General features: G+C 45.3%; 27 protein-coding genes. 8 read left to right on the forward strand and 19 right to left on the reverse strand.

Going from position 1 to position 20,834, the window contains the following annotated elements:
- Nucleotides 1-83: 83 nt before the first annotated feature.
- Together MARME_RS13395 and MARME_RS22305 are read right to left on the reverse strand one after the other, a co-directional pair.
- The gene (locus MARME_RS13395) at nt 84-1,310 is read right to left on the reverse strand and encodes a hypothetical protein (protein WP_013661797.1); all 1,227 of its coding nucleotides are present in this window, start codon (nt 1,308-1,310) and stop codon (nt 84-86) included.
- The gene (locus tag MARME_RS22305; RefSeq protein ID WP_013661798.1) at nt 1,303-1,479 is read right to left on the reverse strand and encodes a hypothetical protein; all 177 of its coding nucleotides are present in this window, start codon (nt 1,477-1,479) and stop codon (nt 1,303-1,305) included. The genes MARME_RS13395 and MARME_RS22305 overlap by 8 nt, the downstream gene beginning before the upstream one ends.
- A 268-nt stretch (nt 1,480-1,747) precedes the next feature.
- Between MARME_RS22305 and MARME_RS13400 the strand changes: the two genes are divergently transcribed.
- A complete protein-coding gene (locus MARME_RS13400; protein WP_013661799.1) occupies nt 1,748-2,449 on the forward strand; it encodes a hypothetical protein in 702 nt (233 codons plus the stop codon).
- Between the two features lie 90 nt (nt 2,450-2,539).
- Here MARME_RS13400 and MARME_RS13405 read toward each other — a convergent pair whose 3' ends face one another.
- The 16 genes from MARME_RS13405 to MARME_RS13480 all read right to left on the reverse strand — a co-directional run bounded on the left by MARME_RS13405 (nt 2,540) and on the right by MARME_RS13480 (nt 12,015).
- Complete coding sequence (locus tag MARME_RS13405) at nt 2,540-3,502, reverse strand: linear amide C-N hydrolase (RefSeq protein WP_013661800.1); 963 nt, start codon at nt 3,500-3,502, stop codon at nt 2,540-2,542.
- A gap of 437 nt (nt 3,503-3,939) precedes the next feature.
- The gene (locus MARME_RS13410; RefSeq protein WP_013661802.1) at nt 3,940-4,206 is read right to left on the reverse strand and encodes a hypothetical protein; all 267 of its coding nucleotides are present in this window, start codon (nt 4,204-4,206) and stop codon (nt 3,940-3,942) included.
- Between the two features lie 18 nt (nt 4,207-4,224).
- Complete coding sequence (locus MARME_RS13415; protein ID WP_013661803.1) at nt 4,225-4,413, reverse strand: RebB family R body protein; 189 nt, start codon at nt 4,411-4,413, stop codon at nt 4,225-4,227.
- A 187-nt stretch (nt 4,414-4,600) separates the two neighbouring features.
- On the reverse strand, nt 4,601-4,879 hold the full coding sequence (locus tag MARME_RS13420; RefSeq protein WP_013661804.1) for a RebB family R body protein: 279 nt from the start codon (nt 4,877-4,879) through the stop codon (nt 4,601-4,603).
- 8 nt (nt 4,880-4,887) lie between these two features.
- Nucleotides 4,888-5,157 carry a hypothetical protein gene (locus tag MARME_RS13425; protein ID WP_013661805.1) on the reverse strand — a complete coding sequence of 90 codons (270 nt, stop codon included), beginning with the start codon at nt 5,155-5,157 and terminating at the stop codon, nt 4,888-4,890.
- Nucleotides 5,154-5,579: a RebB family R body protein gene (locus MARME_RS13430; protein WP_013661806.1), complete on the reverse strand. Its 426-nt coding sequence runs from the start codon at nt 5,577-5,579 to the stop codon at nt 5,154-5,156. Before MARME_RS13430 ends, MARME_RS13425 begins: the two co-directional genes overlap by 4 nt.
- Nucleotides 5,580-5,665: 86 nt before the next feature.
- Nucleotides 5,666-5,959 carry a hypothetical protein gene (locus MARME_RS13435; RefSeq protein WP_013661807.1) on the reverse strand — a complete coding sequence of 98 codons (294 nt, stop codon included), beginning with the start codon at nt 5,957-5,959 and terminating at the stop codon, nt 5,666-5,668.
- A 72-nt stretch (nt 5,960-6,031) separates the two neighbouring features.
- Nucleotides 6,032-6,295, reverse strand: a complete 264-nt coding sequence (locus MARME_RS13440) for a RebB family R body protein (protein WP_013661808.1) — start codon at nt 6,293-6,295, stop codon at nt 6,032-6,034.
- A 40-nt stretch (nt 6,296-6,335) separates the two neighbouring features.
- Entirely contained in the window at nt 6,336-6,590 is a 255-nt protein-coding gene (locus tag MARME_RS13445; RefSeq protein ID WP_013661809.1) for a RebB family R body protein, read from the reverse strand.
- A gap of 106 nt (nt 6,591-6,696) precedes the next feature.
- The gene (locus MARME_RS13450) at nt 6,697-6,957 is read right to left on the reverse strand and encodes a RebB family R body protein (RefSeq protein ID WP_013661810.1); all 261 of its coding nucleotides are present in this window, start codon (nt 6,955-6,957) and stop codon (nt 6,697-6,699) included.
- Between the two features lie 32 nt (nt 6,958-6,989).
- Complete coding sequence (locus MARME_RS13455; protein WP_013661811.1) at nt 6,990-7,253, reverse strand: RebB family R body protein; 264 nt, start codon at nt 7,251-7,253, stop codon at nt 6,990-6,992.
- Nucleotides 7,254-7,321: 68 nt separating this feature from the next.
- Nucleotides 7,322-7,522, reverse strand: coding sequence for a RebB family R body protein (locus MARME_RS13460; RefSeq protein ID WP_013661812.1), 201 nt, complete (start codon nt 7,520-7,522; stop codon nt 7,322-7,324).
- An 82-nt stretch (nt 7,523-7,604) separates the two neighbouring features.
- Nucleotides 7,605-8,798 carry an AraC family transcriptional regulator gene (locus MARME_RS13465; RefSeq protein WP_013661813.1) on the reverse strand — a complete coding sequence of 398 codons (1,194 nt, stop codon included), beginning with the start codon at nt 8,796-8,798 and terminating at the stop codon, nt 7,605-7,607.
- A 334-nt stretch (nt 8,799-9,132) separates the two neighbouring features.
- Nucleotides 9,133-9,558 (reverse strand): VOC family protein, encoded by a 426-nt coding sequence (locus MARME_RS13470; RefSeq protein ID WP_013661814.1) that lies wholly within the window; start codon nt 9,556-9,558, stop codon nt 9,133-9,135.
- Nucleotides 9,559-9,607: 49 nt separating this feature from the next.
- Complete coding sequence (locus MARME_RS13475) at nt 9,608-11,086, reverse strand: gamma-aminobutyraldehyde dehydrogenase (protein WP_013661815.1); 1,479 nt, start codon at nt 11,084-11,086, stop codon at nt 9,608-9,610.
- Nucleotides 11,087-11,103: 17 nt separating this feature from the next.
- A complete protein-coding gene (locus MARME_RS13480; protein ID WP_013661816.1) occupies nt 11,104-12,015 on the reverse strand; it encodes a LysR family transcriptional regulator in 912 nt (303 codons plus the stop codon).
- A gap of 370 nt (nt 12,016-12,385) precedes the next feature.
- On the opposite strand from MARME_RS13480, the gene MARME_RS13485 reads away from it, so the two are divergent.
- The 7 genes from MARME_RS13485 (at nt 12,386) to MARME_RS13520 (ending at nt 19,622) form a co-directional block, all read left to right on the forward strand.
- Nucleotides 12,386-13,537 (forward strand): ABC transporter substrate-binding protein, encoded by a 1,152-nt coding sequence (locus tag MARME_RS13485; protein ID WP_013661817.1) that lies wholly within the window; start codon nt 12,386-12,388, stop codon nt 13,535-13,537.
- A 183-nt stretch (nt 13,538-13,720) separates the two neighbouring features.
- On the forward strand, nt 13,721-14,758 hold the full coding sequence (locus MARME_RS13490; protein WP_013661818.1) for an ABC transporter ATP-binding protein: 1,038 nt from the start codon (nt 13,721-13,723) through the stop codon (nt 14,756-14,758).
- Nucleotides 14,755-15,711 (forward strand): ABC transporter permease, encoded by a 957-nt coding sequence (locus MARME_RS13495; protein ID WP_013661819.1) that lies wholly within the window; start codon nt 14,755-14,757, stop codon nt 15,709-15,711. Before MARME_RS13490 ends, MARME_RS13495 begins: the two co-directional genes overlap by 4 nt.
- On the forward strand, nt 15,701-16,510 hold the full coding sequence (locus MARME_RS13500) for an ABC transporter permease (RefSeq protein WP_013661820.1): 810 nt from the start codon (nt 15,701-15,703) through the stop codon (nt 16,508-16,510). The genes MARME_RS13495 and MARME_RS13500 overlap by 11 nt, the downstream gene beginning before the upstream one ends.
- A gap of 123 nt (nt 16,511-16,633) precedes the next feature.
- Complete coding sequence (locus MARME_RS13505; protein ID WP_013661821.1) at nt 16,634-18,058, forward strand: gamma-aminobutyraldehyde dehydrogenase; 1,425 nt, start codon at nt 16,634-16,636, stop codon at nt 18,056-18,058.
- A gap of 570 nt (nt 18,059-18,628) precedes the next feature.
- The gene (locus tag MARME_RS13515) at nt 18,629-19,117 is read left to right on the forward strand and encodes a hypothetical protein (protein ID WP_013661822.1); all 489 of its coding nucleotides are present in this window, start codon (nt 18,629-18,631) and stop codon (nt 19,115-19,117) included.
- 13 nt (nt 19,118-19,130) lie between these two features.
- Complete coding sequence (locus tag MARME_RS13520) at nt 19,131-19,622, forward strand: hypothetical protein (RefSeq protein ID WP_013661823.1); 492 nt, start codon at nt 19,131-19,133, stop codon at nt 19,620-19,622.
- A gap of 284 nt (nt 19,623-19,906) precedes the next feature.
- On the opposite strand, the gene MARME_RS13525 is transcribed toward MARME_RS13520, so the two are convergent.
- Nucleotides 19,907-20,833, reverse strand: coding sequence for a 2-hydroxyacid dehydrogenase (locus MARME_RS13525; protein WP_013661824.1), 927 nt, complete (start codon nt 20,831-20,833; stop codon nt 19,907-19,909).
- Nucleotide 20,834: the final 1 nt, after the last annotated feature.

Here is a 20,834-nt window from a genome sequence, read left to right on the forward strand (position 1 = left end):
TGAAAGACCCAACGTTAAATTCGCGATCTAAAATTAGATCGCGTAATTTGATTCGTCTTAATCTCTGTTCACAAATAGAACCCTCATTTATCTAACTCCAATGCCAATTTGTAGTTTTCAGTGACCGTCTCAATAACAGAAATTAACCTTGAAACTTCGGTTTCTAAAAACTCAATTTTTGCTTCACCAATTTTAACCGGCAAAGTGGCTGTTTTTTCCATTACGTCCGCAGCAGCAGAACCAATGTTTTCAAACATCTGTCTCACGCCATCTAAACCAACACCGACTACTCCCCCAATTATCTTGAGGCTGGCATTAGTGACGGAAGCAGAAACGGCTACCGATGCTAACGCCATTTGTGAAGATTTATGAAAAGTATTAAGGTCTTTGAGCATATAACGCCGATCATTCATTATTGCTACCTTCAAAACCGCTAGTAACTTAATGTCTTTTGTAACAGTGAAACCCTCGCGAGTTGCACTGCCTTTCGTCAATTTAGCGTCATCCGCTAGAATAGACATTTGCCCGGTTACAATTTTTTCCAACAGATTGTCGTAAGAATTCACGACTTCTCCAAATGCGTTCACTATGTCTTCGCTTAACCTCGATATAGATTTGTCAGCGTCAGTAAGACCCAAATCAAACTTTTTCTTCAGTAAACTAAGTGGCGTGGCGCCAATATCTTTACTCCAACTGGCGCCTGATGCTCTAGAATATTTTAAGACTTGGTAGGTGCTAGAAAGCGCGCTAGGCCACAGCCCTTTGACAGCCAATTTTAGCTGCTTAAACTCATCGCTTATCAATAATGCCTTGCCATGATTCGCAATATCGCCGGCCGTTTCCTTATCTTGAAATTGTACTTTTGGTTGTGTGAACGAGTCTAACTTCGTTTCAATATCCTGTAGACACTTTACCCCGTTTGAAAAGAACCATACATTATACGAATTACCATCAGTGATATTCTTAGCATTCAGTAACGCAGTATTCCAATCAATCCATTGATTGCCTGCTCGTTGTTGAATATACACAGGAAAATCGCCTTTAAAACGCTTATTAACATCATCAAACTCTAAACTCGCTATTGCTTGATTTGCATACCACTTTGTTTCGTTAATACTTCCAGACAAAGCGTAACCGAATCCCATAAAACCTCGAACGGCCAGCACAAGTCCCCGAGACTTAGACGTTGAAAACGTCTTCACACACTCATCACTTATTTCTTCTATTTTTTTATAGGAAGACAACTTAATAAAGTTCAGATAGCACTTCGCGACATTTTGCATCTCTTTGGTCTTAATTGAATTAGCCATTCGTGTTCACCCTCTCTTTTCGTACTGTTTCATAGGACTGCTGAAACAATTCAGCCCACTCATTCGATACCTTCGCTAATTGCACCTCTACTTTCGCCTGCGCTGTATTACGTTTCGCATTCTGTTTTTGTGGCGTCAATGACTTAATACGTATAGGATTCTGCGCCATTATTCTTGTCTCCTTTCTTTCCAACTAGAGTGATATATGTATTTCCACTGGAACAAATTTACTGTCTCTCAGTCTTATCTTCTCAGGTTAATAAAAGACAATTTCCGCCGAATCAATGAATTCAAAAAAACAGCGTTAACCCATCGCTCTCCCCCTCACAGAGGCTCAAACTAAACATTCATAACCCCTTTTTTATCCCAGCCTTACCCGATTTTCTTTTTCTGTTTTTATCTACTCTTGAAGCACCAATTTTGACAAGGAGACCGTGATGAGACAGCTTTTATTTCGTTTGGGGGAGGCGTCGGATGGACGTCATTATGCTTTTATTACTGATCAACCCGATATCGATGATATGTTCGACAGTGGTTATAAAACGGCGTACAAGCATAGAGATACATCAACGGGACGAGAATTGCTCGCTCGTTGGCAACACACTTTTTCCGTCAAATCTAAAGAATTTGACATAATGCCTGAGGAAGATGCGCTTCCTGATTTACTTCAGAAAGCATTTGATTCGATGATGAATCGACTAGTTAACGGGATAGATGTCTTTTTCTGTGACTATAATTTGGCAATTGAGGCAGATCTGCCGATTTGCAATAATGTCATGGACCGCTTCCGCTCAACCGACTTTGTGTTATTTTCGTGTGAAGAGTTAATTGGAAACGACCCAACCACTCAGCCATATATGGTTTCTTACGCTGCTCCTCGTTACCCGAACAGCAGCAATAGTGGCAGCCAACATCGAATTTATTCCAAGACAGATCCATTCGCGTTTAGTTTAGCCATTAACGCAATTGTGACTCAACGAGAGCGCGATAATTTAAACGGCGGGCATATTCGTTCGGAGATAGATGCCTACATCAGCGACAATATCGTTAATGAACAAGAGGCTGAACTAGCAATAAACCAATTCGTTGACGTCCTTTCAAAATACTTGCATTCAAAAGCGGCCATTGATGCAAAGTAGTAAAACGAAACGAATACGTTGATTACTACTCAATCAAAGTGGGCGTCTCGTCCACTTAATACCTATATAGGTAAAACCAAAAAAATAATACTACGTAAGTGCATACGCAGCCGTTCGTTTTGACTTAGGCATAGAGTCAAGCGACAGAGAAGGTTGATAGTGTATGCCATTCCAAGCATCCCAATTGACGTTTCTAAGGTCAATTGAATACATCTGGTCGGCGCCACGAAACGAGACAGAAAAAATAAGGTTACTCAAATCTTTGCTGACAACCCATTGAATGTCATGATTTTCTTCTTCTGAAAAACCATTGTCATCGACCTGTTTGGCAAAGTCGAACGTATTGAGAATATGAAAATTAAACTCGATTACCCTTTGCTCCACCTCGGGAGAGACCGTTAGTCGATTCATAAACGCGGTTCGAATAAACTGTTTAGGGCTAGGTAACAGATAGACAGGATTGTTATACGCTCTTATTTTCCCTTCAATACACTCTATCGCAATCGAATGCCCTGTTTGATCATAAAGAATAAAGCGCATCTGGCAATGATCGCTTATTAATGCATTTACCTCATCGATACCATGTTGAGTCGCTGCATAAGACGCCACCAGCGAACTCTGATTGGAATGCTCCAGGTACTCAAAAAACTCATTTTTCGAACGATCGGTAATCGCCTCCTTGCCTAAAGCTTGAATCACTTGGTGACATGTCGAGAACTGGCTTAGAACCCACTGTAGGAGATCTAAATTATCGAGCACATCATCCGATTGATTCCTTGAAAGAAGCGAGCTTTTTGATGACCAAAAGGCGCCTCCCGATAAGCCTTCTGTATTCATGCCATCGACTACAGCATCCTGACCCAACACACTCATCCCCATAAAACTGTAATGGCTGCGCCAAGAATATTGTGCACGATATTGACGAACCTTTGCTTTGAATTCATGCCCAGCCTTTCGGAAAAACAGTTTGGAATGTAGCTCCTCAGAACGTGTCATTGAACGTCCATTTACATAAAATTGATTGTCAGTGCGTAACATAAAATCAGTGCACATCTATAGCGTTCCTCAATGTCATTAGCCTGCTCACCTAACTCATCAGGCAGCGCAATAAGAGCGAGTATTTAGCTATATTTGACTGAAGAAATCGATTACACAGCATTACGCCAACAACAAACTGGCGCTTATTTGAAAGTATAAACATGACCATTTGCTACGACGGAAAAACGTGTCAAAAAGGCAATAATAAATCGACAGCAGCTTTAAAAGCGGGATTTAAAAGGTAAAACGTTAGGCAGGCAAGCCAAATATTCATAAAAAGGTCCAGTAATCGCATAATGTCTCCGTTATCAAAACTGGTGAGTGTTAAATATGACAATGTCATAAAGTACACTCTACCTTTGCCCTGAGATGTAAACGCGGCAAAAACCTTTTAAAATTCAAGTTTTTAATGGAATTTTCTGACGCCCGCCATTGCGACTACTACTCAACGTTTAGCCAAATTTTTTCGCCACCTCAGCGGCTTTACCACCCAGTTCAGCAAAGTTGGCGGTCCCTTTTTCCATTACTTTTTGAGCTTCTTGTATCACCTGCACATACTTTGGATCGCCCGTTGCAATAAGCTGAGACAAAGCAACACCGATGGCAGTTGTACTGATGGTATTCAGATTACGAAGGTTATCGGCAGCGTCTTGAACGGCAATGGCAGTCGATTGCGCAACCGACTGTTTGGCTTTGTCTGTGGTACTTTCATCAGCCATAAGAGAGAGGCGAGCTTATTAGCCGCCTTGCCTAAGTATCAAAGCGCAAGCGGTTGAGGTTGATGCATTACTGATCGTTTGCATACTTTGCTGGATGGTGACCGCATTCTGCATTTGCAGACCCATGCTGTCGGACATTGCAGAGTCGGTAAGCTGTGTGATCATCTTAGATACATTTTCTAAATCTTTCGATTTGTCATCGCTCATATTTGTCGCTCCTGCATACTGGCTACGGCCTATCTATCAAAGTGATCGATCTATCGAAACGACCTATCTATCACACAGTTTCTCTATCAACACGGCCTTTCTATCAACACAGCCTCTTGCTATAAAAGCGGTCGGCAGATAGAAAATGCGCAAAGAGAAAACCGTCCCTCAATGCGCACAATCAAAATCACTCCGTGTCTTTTTCAACAATGCCCTCTGAGGCACGGCCCAATACGGCCGTGCCAATTGCTGCAAGTCCATTCACACCCTGTACCGTTGCGGATTGCATGGTAATGTTAGCCTGCTGTTGTGAGTTCGTTGCGTTGTTGTTTAGGTTAGACATTGCTAACCCCATCGCGGTATAAAAATTACCCATCGCCGTTGAGGGAGCGCTGCCCACGACTTGAGTATTCGTTTGCGTGATGGAATCCGTTATTTGCTCATTTACAAGTTTCTTCTTAGCCATAGGAACCTCTATTTCACTTCATTGGGCAGCAGGGATTGCAACTGCTGATTAATTTTTTCCATTTCTTCATTCAGCTGACTTTCAATGGTATCGATCATGCCACTAACTTCCTGCTCAATTCTCTGCACGCTTGGCGCTTCAGTTGGTTCTTCGTCTACATGAAAGGTTTGATTGCTTTCTAGCAAGGCATCAATTTCTTTTCGTTGTTCCTCGGTAAACAGCTCGATTTGCTTGAGTTGCGCTTCGACATCAAAGTGCATTGCATTTTCATTGCTCACGATTTACTCCTTTTAGATCGAAAAAAGAACCGGAAAAAACCGGACTTCTTCTCCGTGTCTTCTGACTCATTTACATCATCCGAATCCTCTGAGTCTGAAGACGAACTAACGTCAAAGCTAGCCGCCTCTTCAGGCGCCTTCTTTCCATGTTTAGCCTCTTTCCCAACCTTAATAGGCTCCGCAGACTTGGTTTGCAAAAGCCGCGCGCAAGCGTTTGTAACGGACGCTGCCGTTGTCATTTGCGATTGCTGTTGATTGGTCACTGCGTTATGCATCGAAAGACCCAGCGTGTCGGTCAAAGTGGTTTCTAACAATGTCGTTGGCTGCGCTGAAAACGACTGTAATGTGTTAAAATCATCCATCGCATTTTGAGGAAGTTCATACTCGAACTCATTTTGAAAACGGGTATCCTGTTGCTTCATCATCGCTCCTTAACTGCACTCAGCGAAACTTAATTGACTTTAGTAAAAAGAGCGAGATCCTCTGGAAATCACTTCAAATAGCCTACTTAAGGTGTTCGTTCGCTCAGTACACTTGAAATTTTTTCGCCCACTACACCGAAGTTTTCAGCACCGTTCGTGACAACTTTTTGGGCATGATCAATAATTTGAATGTATTTTGTATCGCCTGTTTCCAACAGCTGACTCAGTGCCGTACCGATGGCTGTCGTACTCAAAGTATTTAGGTTACGTAGGTTATCCGTCGCATCGGCGAGCGCCATCGCTGTCGACTGAGCCACCGATTGATTCGCTGCGCTGTATGCTGAATCGTCTTGGTCTGGCGGTGTGTTTAAGTCTTTCATCCCCTTCTCCTTATCGAATCGCACTCTGGACGCACATCAGTGTGCCCAGAGTGCCAAGCGAAAACGCGCGTGTTACGCGTCTTTTTCAATAATGCCTTCTGCACTTCGGCCAATAACCGAAGAACCAATGGACATCAACGAGTTGACACCTTGAACCGTCGCAGCTTGCATAGTGATTTGCGCCTGTTGCTGACTGTTCGTCGCGTTGTGAGCGGCCGTACCTAAAGCTTGACCTGTCGACATAAGCAAGTTACCCATCGCCATAGCAGGTGTTTCACCAACAACTTTGGTATTTACTTGTGTTACAGAATCGGTAACCTGTTCGTTTACTGGCATAGTATTTTCCTTCTAGTGTGTTTTCTTTGATCAATAAAAATTATTCGATAATGCCTTCAGCACTTCTACCAATGACAGAGGAGCCAATCGCCATCAAAGAGTTAACTCCCTGAACAGTTGCTGCCTGCATGGTAATTTGAGCTTGTTGCTGTGCTGCTGTCGCATTGTGGGCAGACGTTCCTAACGCCTGACTGGTGGACATCAGCAGATTACCCATTGCCATTGCAGGTGTTTCACCTACTACTTTCGTATTTACCTGTGTGACCGAATCGGTAATTTGTTCATTTACTGGCATTTTTATCTCCTTTAAAGATTACATGCGTCGTTATTCATTAAATTTGAGCTAAATAGCAGTTGGAGCTAAGTAGCACAGCCTAAATAACACTTAAGAAAAGCGACGATTAGCCTTTCTCAATGATGCCTTCAGAACTGCGGCCAATCACAGATGAGCCGATCGCCATCAAGGAATTAACCCCTTGCACTGTTGCCGCCTGCATCGTAATTTGTGCTTGCTGCTGAGCTGCCGTTGCGTTGTGAGCCGCATTACTTAATGCATGGCTGGTAGACATCAACAGGTTACCCATTGCCATAGCAGGTGTTTCACCAACTACTTTTGTATTCACCTGTGTTACTGAGTCAGTGATTTGTTCATTTACTGGCATAATTTTTTCCTCGTTTTAGTTAACGTCGTTTACTACTTTTCTTTCTCTAAGATCGCTTCCGAGCTGCGACCAACAATTGCAGCACCAGTCGAGAAAAGAGAGTTAATCCCTTGAACTGTCGCAGAATGCAAAACGATCGTCGCTTGCTGGTTAGCCCCGGTACTGTTATGAGCGGCAAAACCCATTGCCTGACTCGTAGAAAGCATAAGATTTCCTTGAGCCATCGCGGGTGTCTCACCAACTACGGCAGTATTCACTTGAGTTACAGAATCTGTAACTGCGTCATTTAATGGCATATAAGATGCTCCTTTCTTGCTTACGAGGTGCTTGAAATAAGCACCTCAAAACCCAATCGATCGCAACACTAAGACCCTTTTGCGGCGATGGAATAGATAAGGCCCGAACCTAACGCCGTGTTTGTAACAGTAATCGTTTGAATTTGTTGTTGCGCATGAGTGGTGTTTTCAGACGCTTTTCCCAACGAGTCAGAAACCATATTCAAGTACATGTCTCGCGAGCTAACGGGTGCCCACTCAGCTAACATTTTTTCAATATCGACTTTCATTTTTCACCGCCTGTTGTCTTGTCTCTATGTGCTTAATATTAAAAGCGATATGCCGTTTAAACTCGGTGATATCGCGTCATAATCAAGCGTTTTTCATGTAGTTAGAAACATAGATATCAGTCTCTAATCTAAGCTGGCGGCGATACTCTCGTGGGGAGTTATTCACATATCGTTTAAACATTTTTTCGAAGTGGCTCAAATCACCAAAGCCCGACTGGAGGCAAATGTCGGTAATTTTCATCTGTGGCGAAGACTCAATAAGCGCCTTAGCAAACCTCACTCTTAATTGAACAAGTAACGATTTAAAAGACAGCTTTAGATGGGTTCGAAATAGAAAGGAAAGATGCGAAGGACTAGCGAATGACACGTTAGAGAGGTCCTCCAATGAAAGAGGGTCTCGAAAGTTCTCTGCTAAATGCTTTATGGCTTTTCGTAAGGCAACGTGCGTATTCTCAAAGGGGGTGAGATCATTCTTCAAAAGCGAGTCGACAATGTCCGTATTAGAATTTTCTATTGTTAGAATTCCAGTAGAAAGGATATCTGAGACGGTCACTTCATCTTCGTAGCAAGATGCGAGAACGCATATTACACGCTGAAGTTCTGCAACATTTTCAGGCCAATGATAGCCAAGCAACAAGTTCATTGCGCTCTTATTAAGAATAATCGGTTTGACGGCTGAGACCTTATCAAGAATATGGTCTATCTGAGCGGGCAAGTCCTCTATTCGCTCTCGTAGCGGTGCGACATTTAACTCTAAGTGCGGAATAGAGCACCCAAAAAGCTTGGCAATAAACTGTTGTTCGCCATTTGAAATTAATGGCTTTGAGCACGAAATAATGAGATGTGTTTTGGAAGAACCACTGAGAAGGTCCAGCCCCCCTTCCAAAATAACCGACATTAAATAGTCTTTCGTTTCTGCTGATAGGTTATCGACTTCCGAAAGGTACAAGGTACCTCCACGAGAAAGTTCTATACTTTTTTCTAAAAAAGGCTTAAACGCCTTAACGTCATGTATGGTTGAGGGAACAAAAATAAATTTGTCCATCGGCAGGTTACGTATTTCATGAATCTTTCTAGCGACGGAGCGCTTTTCGGTACCAGCTTCCCCTGTGACGAAAATGGGATATCGAACATTTGAAGCGAAATATACTTGATTTCGCAATCGCTCCATTGTCATCGATTCGCCAATTAATGGGTATTCATCATTTCTAATCAGCAGCTCTTCGTACTTGCTTGCATTACTTTTAAGATAAAGGTCTTCGTTGCGCTCATCCATCTTAAATTCCTTTTATGAATTATTTATGTGTTGAGCTTTCATGCTAATTCGCTTCGTAACGGATAAATCGGTGAGAACACACTATTTATCCGTCAAACCAATTAAAGGTACGCAAATACGATGCTTTTTTAGGAGGAATTTTTATGACGGCTCCATTACTTTGTACCAAAAGAGCAGAAAATAAGTAAAAAATAACGTGACTTATCTATAGAATTGAAGCGTGTTAACGTGCCGTCTTTCAAAGCAAGACAGCACGTTAACCTTTCACTTTATACATGAGTAATAACAGACCGAATGGCCATCAGAAATGATATAAAAACGCTAAAAAGTAAGATTATTTAGCAAACAGTTGGCCCATATCTTTGAAGGCTTTGAACTCCAGCGCATTACCGCAAGGGTCAAGCAAAAACATCGTTGCTTGCTCACCCACTTGACCTTTGAACCTTACATAAGGCTCGATCACAAAACGAGTACCAAGTGAATTAAGTCGTTCAGCTAATGCTTCCCACTGATCCCACGTCAGTACGACACCAAAGTGCGGCACAGGCACATCATGGCCATCCACCGGATTCGTCGTTGCATTTTCTTGCGATGGAGTTTTGGGGTGATGATGAATCACCAATTGATGTCCAAAGAAATTAAAGTCCACCCAATGTTCTGCGGAACGCCCTTCTTCCAAGCCAAAAACATCGCGGTAAAATGCTCTCGCCAACGGCACATCGTATACGGGAATCGCTAGATGGAATGGTTGTAAACTCATGAAAACGCTCCTGATTTATTCTCTAAATAATGACTAACGCAATCTTTTTCTAATCATGACTTATCATAATATGCCGCAATACTGAGTAGTTCTCCAACGACGACATCGACAAGTCATTGCCATACCCAGAGCGTTTAAGGCCGCCGTGGGGCATTTCACTGGGTAATAAAAAATGATTATTAATCCAAGTACAGCCGTATTCTAACTGTGACGCAAGACGCATAGCGCGTTTGATGTTGCCCGACCAAACCGACGAGGCCAAGCCATATTCCGATTGATTCGCCCACGCCAGTGCCTGCTCTTCGTTATCACAGCAGGTCACCGACACCACGGGGCCAAATACTTCCCGCTGTACAATTTCATCACTTACCTTAACGCCAGCAATCAAGGTGGGTTGATAAAAGTAGCCCGCCACATCAGGAATCGCGCCCCCCGTGACAATTTCAGCATGAGGCAATTCATCGGCACGCTCGACAAAACTGGCCACACTGTTGCGTTGTCGTTCGGTAATCAAAGGGCCTAAATCGTTTTTCGCATCGTCTGGGTCATTAAACGTCAAGCGGGACACACTTGCCTGTAGCTCTGCCATCAATTTTTCATAAATGCCCTTTTCAGCATAAACATGGCAGGCCGCGGTGCAGTCTTGTCCAGCATTGTAATAACCATACTCGGTTACCCCTTGCACGACCTTCGCCAAATCCGCGTCGTCCAATACAATCACTGGCGCTTTGCCGCCCAACTCCAAATGCGTCCTTTTGACCGTTCGATAAGCCGCTTGCAACACTTTTTGCCCTGTTGAAATGTCCCCCGTCAAACTCACCATCCTAATTCCCGGATGCTTAATCAAGCCGTTACCAACACTTTCGCCCCGTCCAAAAACAATGTTTACCACACCAGGAGGCAAAATATCACTTACCCACTGAGCAAATGCCAAGGTCGTCAAAGGTGCTTGCTCAGATGGTTTAAACACCACGGTGTTACCCGCCGCCAAGGCAGGCGCGAGTTTCCACGCCAACATCATTAAAGGGTAATTCCATGGGGCAATCGCAGCCACAACGCCAACGGGATCCATTCGAGTCATACTGGTATTACCGGGAAAATACTCCCCCGCTGCGGTACTGGGACGACAGCGTACCGCCCCCGCGAAATAACGAAACACATCAACCGCCGCAGAAATTTCATCTCGCTCAACCAGATGCCGTGGCTTACCACAATTCAAGGCTTCTAAATCCGCCAAATAACCGGCATTTTTTGCGATCGTATCGGCGAGTCGTAACAAATACCCAGCCCGCTCCGCCGGTGTCGTCTTCGACCAAAGCTTAGCAGCCATCTCAGCCGCCTTCACACTGTCGTCTATTTGTTTGTTCGAGGCTTCTGCAATGCGCACAATATGCTCAGCATTGGCTGGGTTGATCACAGTTTCTAAGTGCCCTTCTCCTGCCTGTAACTCACCATTAATAAGCATCTGAGTGGTCAAATGTGGGGCTGTAGAAGAGGTCGATTTAGGCGAGCTAGATGCATCTGTCATAGTATTCACCAAGCAGGTTAAGCAGAAAATGTGGGCTGAGAAATAGACTCTCTCGCCACCTCAATAAAATGATTGATAAGCTCATTTCTAACACCGCCTCGGCGCCATAAGAGCCCAATATCCAAGGTATTCGAGACATCGAGTATTTGTTTTGCTTCCACCCGATCGCCCTCAACAGACCAAGGACGATAAGCCATCTCCGGCATCACGGCCACTCCCATGCCAGCCGACACAAAGCTCCGCACGGCTTCCACTGAGCTGCTTTTCATAGCAATATTGGGCAGGCCATTTTGCGCCTCCCAGATCGTACGAATGCGCCGCTCCATTTCATCCGTTGACAACAATATCTGCGGTTCTTCAAGCACACTTTTCATGTTCAACGATTCTTCTTTCAGCAACGCATGCTCTGGTGGCAGCCAGATATGGTAACGAGAATAGGTCAACACCTCTGTATTAAAAGCGAAATGGTTGTCCAGATCAGACAACATCAGCACCGCCACATCCAGCTCACCGCCAATAATAAGGTGTTCGATGTATTCGCGTTCGTCTTCCACCACACGCACTGAAATATTGTGATAAACACGTTTAAAATGCGCCACTAAATCCGCCAGATAATAGCCCGCGACCATACTGGTGACGCCCACGTTCAGTACGCCAGCGATATCATCAGTACTTTGTTGCAAGCTCCGCTTGGCATTCTCAACCGAGCCCATAATCAGATACGCCTGCCGCAAAAACTGATGCCCCAAATGAGTCAGTTCCATGCCTTTGGCGTGGCGCTCAAATAACCCCACCCCGAGCTCTTCTTCCAATTGCTTAATGGCCGTCGTGAGCGTGGACTGAGAAATATACACCGCACTGGCTGCCGCCGAGACCGACCCGGTTTCCGCAATCGCAATAAAATAACGAATTTGCCTAAGCGACATCATGCTGATATTCCCCTTACCTTCTAATTAGTCTATGGCTGTAAATGAGGTTATAAAAATTTGAAAACACACGTTTTTTCCTTTTTAACGTCACACTATTAACAGATATATCACAAAAGAGTTCGATCTGTTATCGCTTTTATCGATAGCTAAGTTCTTTATTTTGTATTTGCTATGACTTTTTAAGGATGGATATTCTGATAAGCACAAAGTGAGCAAAATTCGCATACTTTATTCATTTACTTGACCATGCCTCTGAGCATGCATTTAAACCTTTGAATTCACTTTGACGACGAATCAAGCACCAAAAGCAACACTCACTAGTGCTTGATTTAAACGAACGCTGACAAAAACGAACTATGAAGGACTGCCTATGATTGCTTCACGCTTTAACGCTAAAACCGCCCTGCTCAGTCTCCTCTCATGTGGGATAGGCTTATCAGCTAACGTCTTCGCTGCCTCCGGCGAAGGCGAAGTCAACATTATCGCCTGGCCAGGATATATCGAACGCGGCCAGACAGACCCCGCCTACGATTGGGTCACCCAGTTTGAACAAAACACAGGGTGTTCCGTCAATGTGAAAACCGCCTCTACCTCAGATGAAATGGTCAGCCTCATGGCCAAAGGCGGTTACGACCTGGTGACCGCATCAGGGGACTCATCACTCAGGCTCATCTATGGCAAACGCGTTCAACCGATCGACATCAACAAAATCAACGCTTGGGACACCTTAGACCCGCGCTTAAAAAATGCCCCTTGGTTTACCGTCAATGGTCAACATTACGGTGTTCCCTTCCAATGGGGTCCCAACCTTCTTATGTACAACACTCAGGTTTTCAAATCCGCTCCCATCAGTTGGAAGGTGGTCTTTGAACCCATGACTCTACCAGATGGCAAGTCCAATCAAGGACGAGTTCAAGCTTACGACGGTCCGATTTACATCGCCGATGCCGCGCTATACTTAAAAGCCACGCGCCCAGAACTGAACATCAAAGACCCTTATGAACTGAACGAAACCCAATATGCCGCTGTGCTTGACCTGCTGCGTCAACAACACAGCTTGATCCACCGCTATTGGCATGACTACAACGTACAAATGAGTGACTTCAAAAACGAGGGCGTTGCAGCTTCCAGCGCTTGGCCATTCCAAGCCAATGCATTAATTTCCTCAGGCGAACCCATTGCCACCACAGTACCGAAAGAAGGCGTCACTGGCTGGGCCGACACCACCATGCTGGCCACCGACACCAAACACCCAATATGTGCCTACCAATGGCTAAACTGGTCGATCACACCAAAATTACAAGGCGATTTGGCCGCCTGGTTTGGCTCCGTTCCGGCGGTTCCACAAGCCTGTGACAACAACCCATTACTGGGTGCCAAAGGTTGCCAGACAAACGGCTACAACGACTTCAATAAAGTCACCTTCTGGAAAACCCCACGATCCAAATGCGATGCCGAAGGCACGTGTGTTTCTTACAGTCGTTGGACTAAGGATTACATTGCCATCATGGGCGGGCGCTAGCTCAGATGGTGAATGGTCTATTATGTGACAAATAGACCATTCACCTCGCTTACCTGAAGCTCTCAAACCTGAGCTTCTTAGACGCGAGAGACGCAAGCCATCATTACCTAGTAACAAATAGCTAGTTACAAATACTTAGCAACAACTACCTAACAATAATGACTAAACAATAATAGGAATTTTATGAGTACGTCGGTCGAACTTTCGAACGTAACCCGTCAATTCGGTGAAGTGATTGCCGTCAATGACGTTTCGATCCACATTCAAGAAGGTGAATTCTTTTCCATGTTGGGCCCTTCCGGCTCAGGAAAAACCACCTGCCTGCGGCTCATTGCAGGGTTTGAGCAAGCCAATCAAGGTCGCATCCTGATTCACGGACAAGAAGCCGCGCATCTGCCGCCTTATCAACGCGATGTTAATACCGTCTTTCAGGATTACGCCTTGTTCCCCCACATGACCATTGAAGAGAATGTCGCCTACGGCTTAATGGTCAAAGGCGTACCGAAACCAGAACGCAAAGCCCGAACGCAAGAAGCCCTCGACATGGTGTCCCTATCATCCTACGGAAAGCGCACGCCCGCCCAACTATCAGGCGGACAACGGCAACGTGTCGCTCTGGCTAGAGCCTTAGTCAATCGCCCACGAGTGCTGTTGCTTGATGAACCACTGGGGGCCCTTGACCAACAATTACGAGAGCAAATGCAAACCGAATTAAAAAGCCTGCAACGGCAACTCGGCATTACCTTTATTTTCGTCACCCACGACCAAAACGAAGCCTTGTCTATGTCCGACCGAGTTGCGGTATTCAATCGGGGAAAAATCGAACAAGTGGACACCGCAAAAGCGCTGTACAATGCGCCCAAAACCCGTTTTGTCGCCGAGTTTGTTGGCTCCACCAACATTATTGCTGAGCAACTTGCCCTGCGTTTAACGGAGAGTGCGCGCACTTTTTCCATCCGTCCAGAGCATATCCAGCTTGATCCGGTCCAGATGAATCCAAGCACGACCAGTCATCCAGATAGGCTCAGTGTCCAAGGCACTATTAGCGAGATTCTTTACCACGGTGCCAGCACTCGCTTTAACGTCACACTGGACACTGGAGAACAGCTAAGCGCTCAGCACACCAATGCCCTGGCAGACCGTCCATTAAACCTAAGTACAAGGGTGTCATTAAGCTGGCTCCCTTCTGCCATGGTACAACTTGATGGAGCCAAGTCATGATCTTGTCGAACACGCATCCCACACGCATGCGTAACCAGTTACAGAGAATGTTAAGGTCGACCGCAGACACCTTGCATCTTCATCCAAACCTCTTTTTAGGCTGCCTGCTCATCGCGCCCGTCTTGTGGTTTAGCATCATATACATTGCGCCATTGCTTAACCTGCTTTGGCAAAGCCTGTATACCTTCGATGACTTCACCATGACAGTGGTGCCGGATCTGACCCTAGATAATTTCTGGCAACTTTTTGAGCCCGCCAACTACGACATCATAGTACGTACCGTCAGCATGGCCATCTGCGTCTCCGTGTTTAGCGCCATCTTCGCCTTCCCCATCGCCTATTATATGGCTCGCTATGCCAAAGGCAGAACCAAAGCTTTTTTCTACCTTGCCGTAATGTTGCCAATGTGGACCAGTTACATAGTTAAGGCTTATGCGTGGACGCTCATATTGAGCAACGATGGGGTGTTGCAATGGCTCATTCATTTGCTGCATTTAAGTGAGGTATTGGACTATTTACTCAGCCTATCCATCATCGGCGGCAACACCCTATCCACCTCTTACCTTGGGCGCTTTATGGTGTTTTCCTATATTTGGCTACCCTTTATGATCTTGCCCATTCAAGCCTCATTAGAGCGCTTACCAAGCTCACTGCTAAATGCCTCAGCCGACCTAGGCGCAACGCCATTGAAAACCTTCTGGCATGTGATTCTGCCACTGACCGTACCAGGCATCGCGGCGGGCTCCATTTTTACCTTTTGCCTTACCCTTGGCGATTACATCATTCCACAACTGGTCGGACCGCCGGGGTTATACATTGGTAACATGGTGTACATTCAGCAAGGTTCTATTGGCAATATGCCGATGGCGGCAACCTTTACTCTGGTGCCCATCCTATTGATTGCCATTTACCTTCGTCTCGCAAAACGCTTAGGAGCCTTCGATGCACTTTAATCACACTGCCCCAAAATGGTTAAGCGCAACCGCCTATTGCGGGCTGTTCTTACTGCATTTTCCGATACTTATTATTGTGGTGTACGCCTTTAATACCGAACAATCGGCGTTTAGTTTTCCCCCGCAAGGCTTTACCCTGCATTGGTTTGCCGCCGCCGCGCAGCGCGCCGATATATTTCAAGCACTAGGCTTATCTCTGCAAGTCGCCGCCCTCGCAACACTCATTTCTCTGGTGTTGGGCACCTTGGCGGCAGCGGCCATGTATCGCCGTCAGTTCATTGGCAAAAGCACCTTAACCTTAATCTTTATTATTCCGATCGCCTTGCCCGGAATCGTCACTGGCATCGCTTTACTCAGCACTTTTAAAGCGCTCGATATTGAACCGGGATTGCTCACCATTGTCATCGGTCATGCTACATTTTGTGTGGTCTTGGTGTACAACAATGTCGTGGCGCGGTTACGAAGAACCTCTTATAGCCAAATTGAAGCCTCAATGGATTTAGGTGCCGATGGCTGGCAGACCTTTCGCTACATAGTACTGCCCAACCTGAGTTCTGCTCTACTCGCGGGCGGAATGCTGGCTTTTGCCCTGTCCTTTGATGAACTCATTGTGACCACCTTTACCGCTGGTCATGACAACACTCTGCCTCTGTGGCTGCTCAACCAATTGACCCGTCCTCGCGACGTGCCCATTACCAATGTGGTCGCCCTGTTCGTCATGCTGATGACTATGATTCCTGTCTTGCTTGCCTATAGAATGACAAACCAAGGGGAAGCCGTAGAAGGGAGCCAGAAATGAGCACGACGACACGTTCAAACGACCTTGTCGACCAAACAAGCCAAAGCACATATCCAAAGCACATAGTCAAAGCACAGTGGCTCTAAACAACACACTTGAACTACGCCAACCAAGGAAACTAACATGCAAAATACACTATTAATTAATGGTCAGCTCGTTTTAGGAAAAGGACAACCAATCGACATCCACAACCCAACCACTGGGCAAGTGCTGACCAGCATTGCCGAAGCCACACCAGATCAGGTTAACGAAGCCATTGAGGCCGCTGAAAACGCTTTCCAGACATGGTCACTAACCACTCCGAAAGACCGCGCGCAATACCTATTAGAACTGGCCGATGCCATAGAAGACGAAGGTGAAGCTCTCGCCCGACTCGAATGCGACAACACAGGCAAGCCATATCTCGCCATGTTAGACGACGAAATCCCCGCCATTGCCGATACGTTTCGCTACTTTGCCGGCGCCTGTCGCTGCTTAACGGGTTCCGCGTCCGCAGAATATATGGCGGGTTATACCTCAATGATACGCCGTGACCCGATTGGCGTAACCGCCTCCATTACACCTTGGAACTACCCCCTAATGATGCTCGCCTGGAAACTGGCGCCCGCTTTGGCCGCTGGCAATACCGCAGTACTGAAGCCCTCTGAAATTACCCCGTTAACCACCCTAAAACTCACTCAAATCCTGAACAAAATATTCCCTGCTGGTGTCGTTAATATCGTCTTCGGACTTGGTCAATCGGTCGGCGCAACCCTAAGCAACAGCGACAAAATCAGAATGATTTCCTTAACAGGCTCCATCGCCACGGGACAAAAAATTGCCCAATCCAGTACCGACAACATGAAGCGCTTACACATGGAACTGGGCGGAAAAGCCCCTGTATTGGTGTTTGAAGACGCCGATATGGACGAAGTGATTGACGGCATACGCGCCTTTGGCTTCTACAATGCCGGACAAGATTGCACCGCGGCTTGTCGGATTTATGTGCAAAAAAGCCGCTACGACGAACTGGTTAGCCGCATTACCGAAGCCGTCTCCTCCATCAAGGTCGGCACCCCTTATCAAGAAGACACCGAAATGGGGCCACTCATCAGCCAACAGCATTTCCAAAAAGTATGTGACATGGTGGATCGCGCAAGAGCACTTAACCACATAGAGATCACCACCGGCGGGCACCCCATACCGGGAGACGGCTATTTCTACGCGCCAACCGTCATAGCCCATACGAAACAGGACGATGAAATCGTCCAAGAAGAAGTGTTTGGCCCCGTCATTTCCATCACCGCATTTGACACAGAAGAACAAGCTCTCCTGTTCGCCAATGATTCAAAATACGGTCTAGCTTCTTCCGTGTGGACTCAGGACACCGGCCGCGCGGCGCGTTTGGCCGCTCGCTTACAATACGGCTGTACTTGGATCAACACCCATATGTTACTCGCTACCGAAATGCCCCATGGTGGAATGAAACTCTCAGGTTACGGAAAGGATATGTCTATGTATGGACTGGAAGACTACACCGTAGTGCGACACATCATGACGAAGCACTAAAAATACCAGCAGGCCTTTAACGGTCTCTAGCGGACTATTCTGTCCGTCCATACCTCCTAAAAGCACTATAAACTGCACTTTGGAAACAGTTTATAGTGCTTTTATACTTATTAACTTAGCAACACGAAGCAGACAGACAATTTCAGATCCCTTCGAGAAAAACTTCCCTTCTATTTTCTAGCTTACATGGCCAAGACTGTTCCTACCTTTTACACGCTCACCCTAGAGGGCAGCCTCCTGATCAACAAGGCCCTAAGTTTTACCAAACAAAATCTAGGTTTTACCAAGCGGCCGAATTTGTATTTTTCTATAGTCAAAATACAGAAAAAAAACACATACAGAATGATCGTAGAGCTGAGTGACGCCATTGGACGGTAAGGTGTTGAAAAAGAGTTCACCGCCGCACAGAACAGTACAATGGGCGTAGGAAGAGCGTGTTTGAACAGCTGAAACAAGGGTTAAAGGAGTAGGCAGTTTTAATCAAGACCACAGTGGTGTTCACGAGGTTGTTATAGGCAATGAAATAAAGCCTATAACAAGTGGCAAAATCCGACTTAAAAGGAATGAGACATGTATACACAAGTAGAAAGATCAAATAAGAATAGAAGGGCTATTGCTACATCAGCTATTCAAAAAAGGAATGGTATAAAGCAACGTTTTGGGTTTGTAAATAATGGACTAGGGTCTGTGGCTCAAAAAAACATAGACGAAGCTCCGATAAATTGCACTCAAACAATAATGACTGCTAAATCTCGGGCAATCGAAAGCCGTTCTCAGGATGTAATTCAACGCTTATCTCACGAGTATTACGATAGGGCTGAAATAAGATACTCCGATAGGGCATTTGCACATATGGATCAAGAAAGAGTAGATCAATATTTATGGGATAACCAGTCGCAAATACGTGTTGGTCAGAATCAAACAATTTTAGTTGGTGATGGACAGCAAACGGGTTATGCAGTGTACGGAAATATTAGTTACAACTGTACTTACGATGAAGACTTGGGACGCCACATCATATACGTATATCATGCTCATGACACTGGGCGGATGGGATAAGGAGGATCAAGACATGTATGTAAAAGTCGAGAGAAAACAGGAAAATAAAACGAGGCAAGCAGTATGTGGTCTAAGTAAATCAAGTTATGTAAGTAATATAGCTTTGGCAATAAAGCATCCTTTTCAAAAAACACATATTAATACAATCAACTCAATACAATTGATGAAAAAAACCTCAGATAAAAAAAATCAATGGCAGTGTAATAACTGTGGGAATACAGGCTTAGGAAAACCACCAAAGAAGTGCAAGGAGTGTAAATCGACCAATGTTACTGCAATTACGGTGGGAAGAGAACCATTTGAGAAATGGTGGCTATCCTTGGATAAAGCGACAAGACAGAATCTGCTAAGAAAGCATGGCAGTCATGAGCAATATGGCGGATTGATGAAGAAGGACCAAGGTGGAAATCGAGGGGGAAATCAACACTCGAATGGTAATGCCATAGCAACGCAGGCCATAAAAGCAAAATACGAAGCAGGGGCTTACGATTCTCCACTAGCTTGATACCTAATCTTAGAACTGGCTCTGCATCTCCACAGAGTTTAGAACTAGATCAGGTACTCCTCAATCGACTTGCTGGAACACCCTTACCTTAAAATGAATCAAACAGACTGGTGTGTTTTTTGGGTACAATTACTTGAAACTGTATGTTCCAGCTTCCCTAGGGGAACGAGCTTAAAATGTGTCCTAGCTTTCACGAATACTCATCTGTACTAGCCCAGCCCCTTCTACCCTCTCGCCCCCGAAAAAGTCAATTCGACGCAATCTCGATTGCGCGACCTTAGCGCTTAATCAGCATAACCCACTGTATTAATGAGATCTCTGCCTTCAACAAAACGCTGTGTATTGTCTATCACTTGCTTTACAAGAACCTGAGAGGAAGAAGCCGATGCCATATGTGGCGTAATCAGTACATTAGGGGTATGCCAAAGCGCATTACTCTCCTGTAACGGCTCATCGTCAAACACATCTAAAATAGCGCCTCGTAGCGTTCCTCTAGACAGAGCATTGCAAAGATCCTGATAACAAATATGGCCACCTCGCCCACAGTTAATCAGCATAGCATCATCAGGAAGCTTATCTAAAAAACTCTCATTGATAAGCCGATAGGTTGAATCATTTAACGGTAATAAATTAACCACTATTTGAGTATTTTCCAGAAAACGATCTAGTCCACTGTTCCCCGAAAAACATTGAATATTATCAAAGCTTTTAGCCGTTCTAGACCATCCAGAAACTTTATAACCTTGATTAGCAAGACCATTAGCAACGTACCCACCGATTTCACCCAGCCCCATTATGCCAATTGTGATCTCTTCCGCTTTTTTCTGAGGGTAACGCTGCCAATGATTTCGCTTTTGGTTTTCGACCGCCCTATCAAAATCACGCTGAAAATAGAGCACACCCCACAACACATACTCCAACATCCCGACTTTCTGCTCTTCATCAACAATGCGGCAAATGGGCAATGAAGAATGTAAAAGTGTCTCACCTAAATGCTCTACTCCTGCTGCCAACGAGTGCAAACACTGGATATTAGGGAATCGAGTGAGTAAGTCTTTATCCGGAAACCAACAGGCCGCCACAGTCGCACACGAAGCTCGATCATCGTCAGGCAGCACCCATTCGAAATCAGGCTCATACTGGTTTGCGTGCAACATAAGCTCGTCGTTAAATTCACTGTCATTAGACGCAAGTAGGATATAAGCGCTCATA

The sequence above is a fragment of the Marinomonas mediterranea MMB-1 genome (assembly GCF_000192865.1).
Taxonomy (GTDB): Bacteria; Pseudomonadota; Gammaproteobacteria; order Pseudomonadales; family Marinomonadaceae; genus Marinomonas; species Marinomonas mediterranea.

Excerpts from the sequence above, each read along its gene's own strand:
- MARME_RS13505 (WP_013661821.1), top strand. The coding sequence starts at position 16,634 with ATGCAAAATACACTATTAATTAATGGTCAGCTCGTTTTAGGAAAAGGA.
- MARME_RS13515 (WP_013661822.1), top strand. The coding sequence starts at position 18,629 with ATGTATACACAAGTAGAAAGATCAAATAAGAATAGAAGGGCTATTGCT.
- MARME_RS13435 (WP_013661807.1), bottom strand. The coding sequence starts at position 5,959 with ATGAAAGACTTAAACACACCGCCAGACCAAGACGATTCAGCATACAGC.
- MARME_RS13485 (WP_013661817.1), top strand. The coding sequence starts at position 12,386 with ATGATTGCTTCACGCTTTAACGCTAAAACCGCCCTGCTCAGTCTCCTC.
- MARME_RS13465 (WP_013661813.1), bottom strand. The coding sequence starts at position 8,798 with ATGGATGAGCGCAACGAAGACCTTTATCTTAAAAGTAATGCAAGCAAG.
- MARME_RS13410 (WP_013661802.1), bottom strand. The coding sequence starts at position 4,206 with ATGGCTGATGAAAGTACCACAGACAAAGCCAAACAGTCGGTTGCGCAA.
- MARME_RS13440 (WP_013661808.1), bottom strand. The coding sequence starts at position 6,295 with ATGCCAGTAAACGAACAGGTTACCGATTCTGTAACACAAGTAAATACC.
- MARME_RS13445 (WP_013661809.1), bottom strand. The coding sequence starts at position 6,590 with ATGCCAGTAAATGAACAAATTACCGATTCGGTCACACAGGTAAATACG.
- MARME_RS13525 (WP_013661824.1), bottom strand. The coding sequence starts at position 20,833 with ATGAGCGCTTATATCCTACTTGCGTCTAATGACAGTGAATTTAACGAC.
- MARME_RS13460 (WP_013661812.1), bottom strand. The coding sequence starts at position 7,522 with ATGAAAGTCGATATTGAAAAAATGTTAGCTGAGTGGGCACCCGTTAGC.
- MARME_RS13490 (WP_013661818.1), top strand. The coding sequence starts at position 13,721 with ATGAGTACGTCGGTCGAACTTTCGAACGTAACCCGTCAATTCGGTGAA.
- MARME_RS13480 (WP_013661816.1), bottom strand. The coding sequence starts at position 12,015 with ATGATGTCGCTTAGGCAAATTCGTTATTTTATTGCGATTGCGGAAACC.
- MARME_RS13450 (WP_013661810.1), bottom strand. The coding sequence starts at position 6,957 with ATGCCAGTAAATGAACAAATCACTGACTCAGTAACACAGGTGAATACA.
- MARME_RS13520 (WP_013661823.1), top strand. The coding sequence starts at position 19,131 with ATGTATGTAAAAGTCGAGAGAAAACAGGAAAATAAAACGAGGCAAGCA.
- MARME_RS13400 (WP_013661799.1), top strand. The coding sequence starts at position 1,748 with ATGAGACAGCTTTTATTTCGTTTGGGGGAGGCGTCGGATGGACGTCAT.
- MARME_RS13415 (WP_013661803.1), bottom strand. The coding sequence starts at position 4,413 with ATGAGCGATGACAAATCGAAAGATTTAGAAAATGTATCTAAGATGATC.
- MARME_RS13430 (WP_013661806.1), bottom strand. The coding sequence starts at position 5,579 with ATGAAGCAACAGGATACCCGTTTTCAAAATGAGTTCGAGTATGAACTT.
- MARME_RS13495 (WP_013661819.1), top strand. The coding sequence starts at position 14,755 with ATGATCTTGTCGAACACGCATCCCACACGCATGCGTAACCAGTTACAG.
- MARME_RS13395 (WP_013661797.1), bottom strand. The coding sequence starts at position 1,310 with ATGGCTAATTCAATTAAGACCAAAGAGATGCAAAATGTCGCGAAGTGC.
- MARME_RS13455 (WP_013661811.1), bottom strand. The coding sequence starts at position 7,253 with ATGCCATTAAATGACGCAGTTACAGATTCTGTAACTCAAGTGAATACT.
- MARME_RS13500 (WP_013661820.1), top strand. The coding sequence starts at position 15,701 with ATGCACTTTAATCACACTGCCCCAAAATGGTTAAGCGCAACCGCCTAT.
- MARME_RS13475 (WP_013661815.1), bottom strand. The coding sequence starts at position 11,086 with ATGACAGATGCATCTAGCTCGCCTAAATCGACCTCTTCTACAGCCCCA.
- MARME_RS22305 (WP_013661798.1), bottom strand. The coding sequence starts at position 1,479 with ATGGCGCAGAATCCTATACGTATTAAGTCATTGACGCCACAAAAACAG.
- MARME_RS13420 (WP_013661804.1), bottom strand. The coding sequence starts at position 4,879 with ATGGCTAAGAAGAAACTTGTAAATGAGCAAATAACGGATTCCATCACG.
- MARME_RS13470 (WP_013661814.1), bottom strand. The coding sequence starts at position 9,558 with ATGAGTTTACAACCATTCCATCTAGCGATTCCCGTATACGATGTGCCG.
- MARME_RS13405 (WP_013661800.1), bottom strand. The coding sequence starts at position 3,502 with ATGTGCACTGATTTTATGTTACGCACTGACAATCAATTTTATGTAAAT.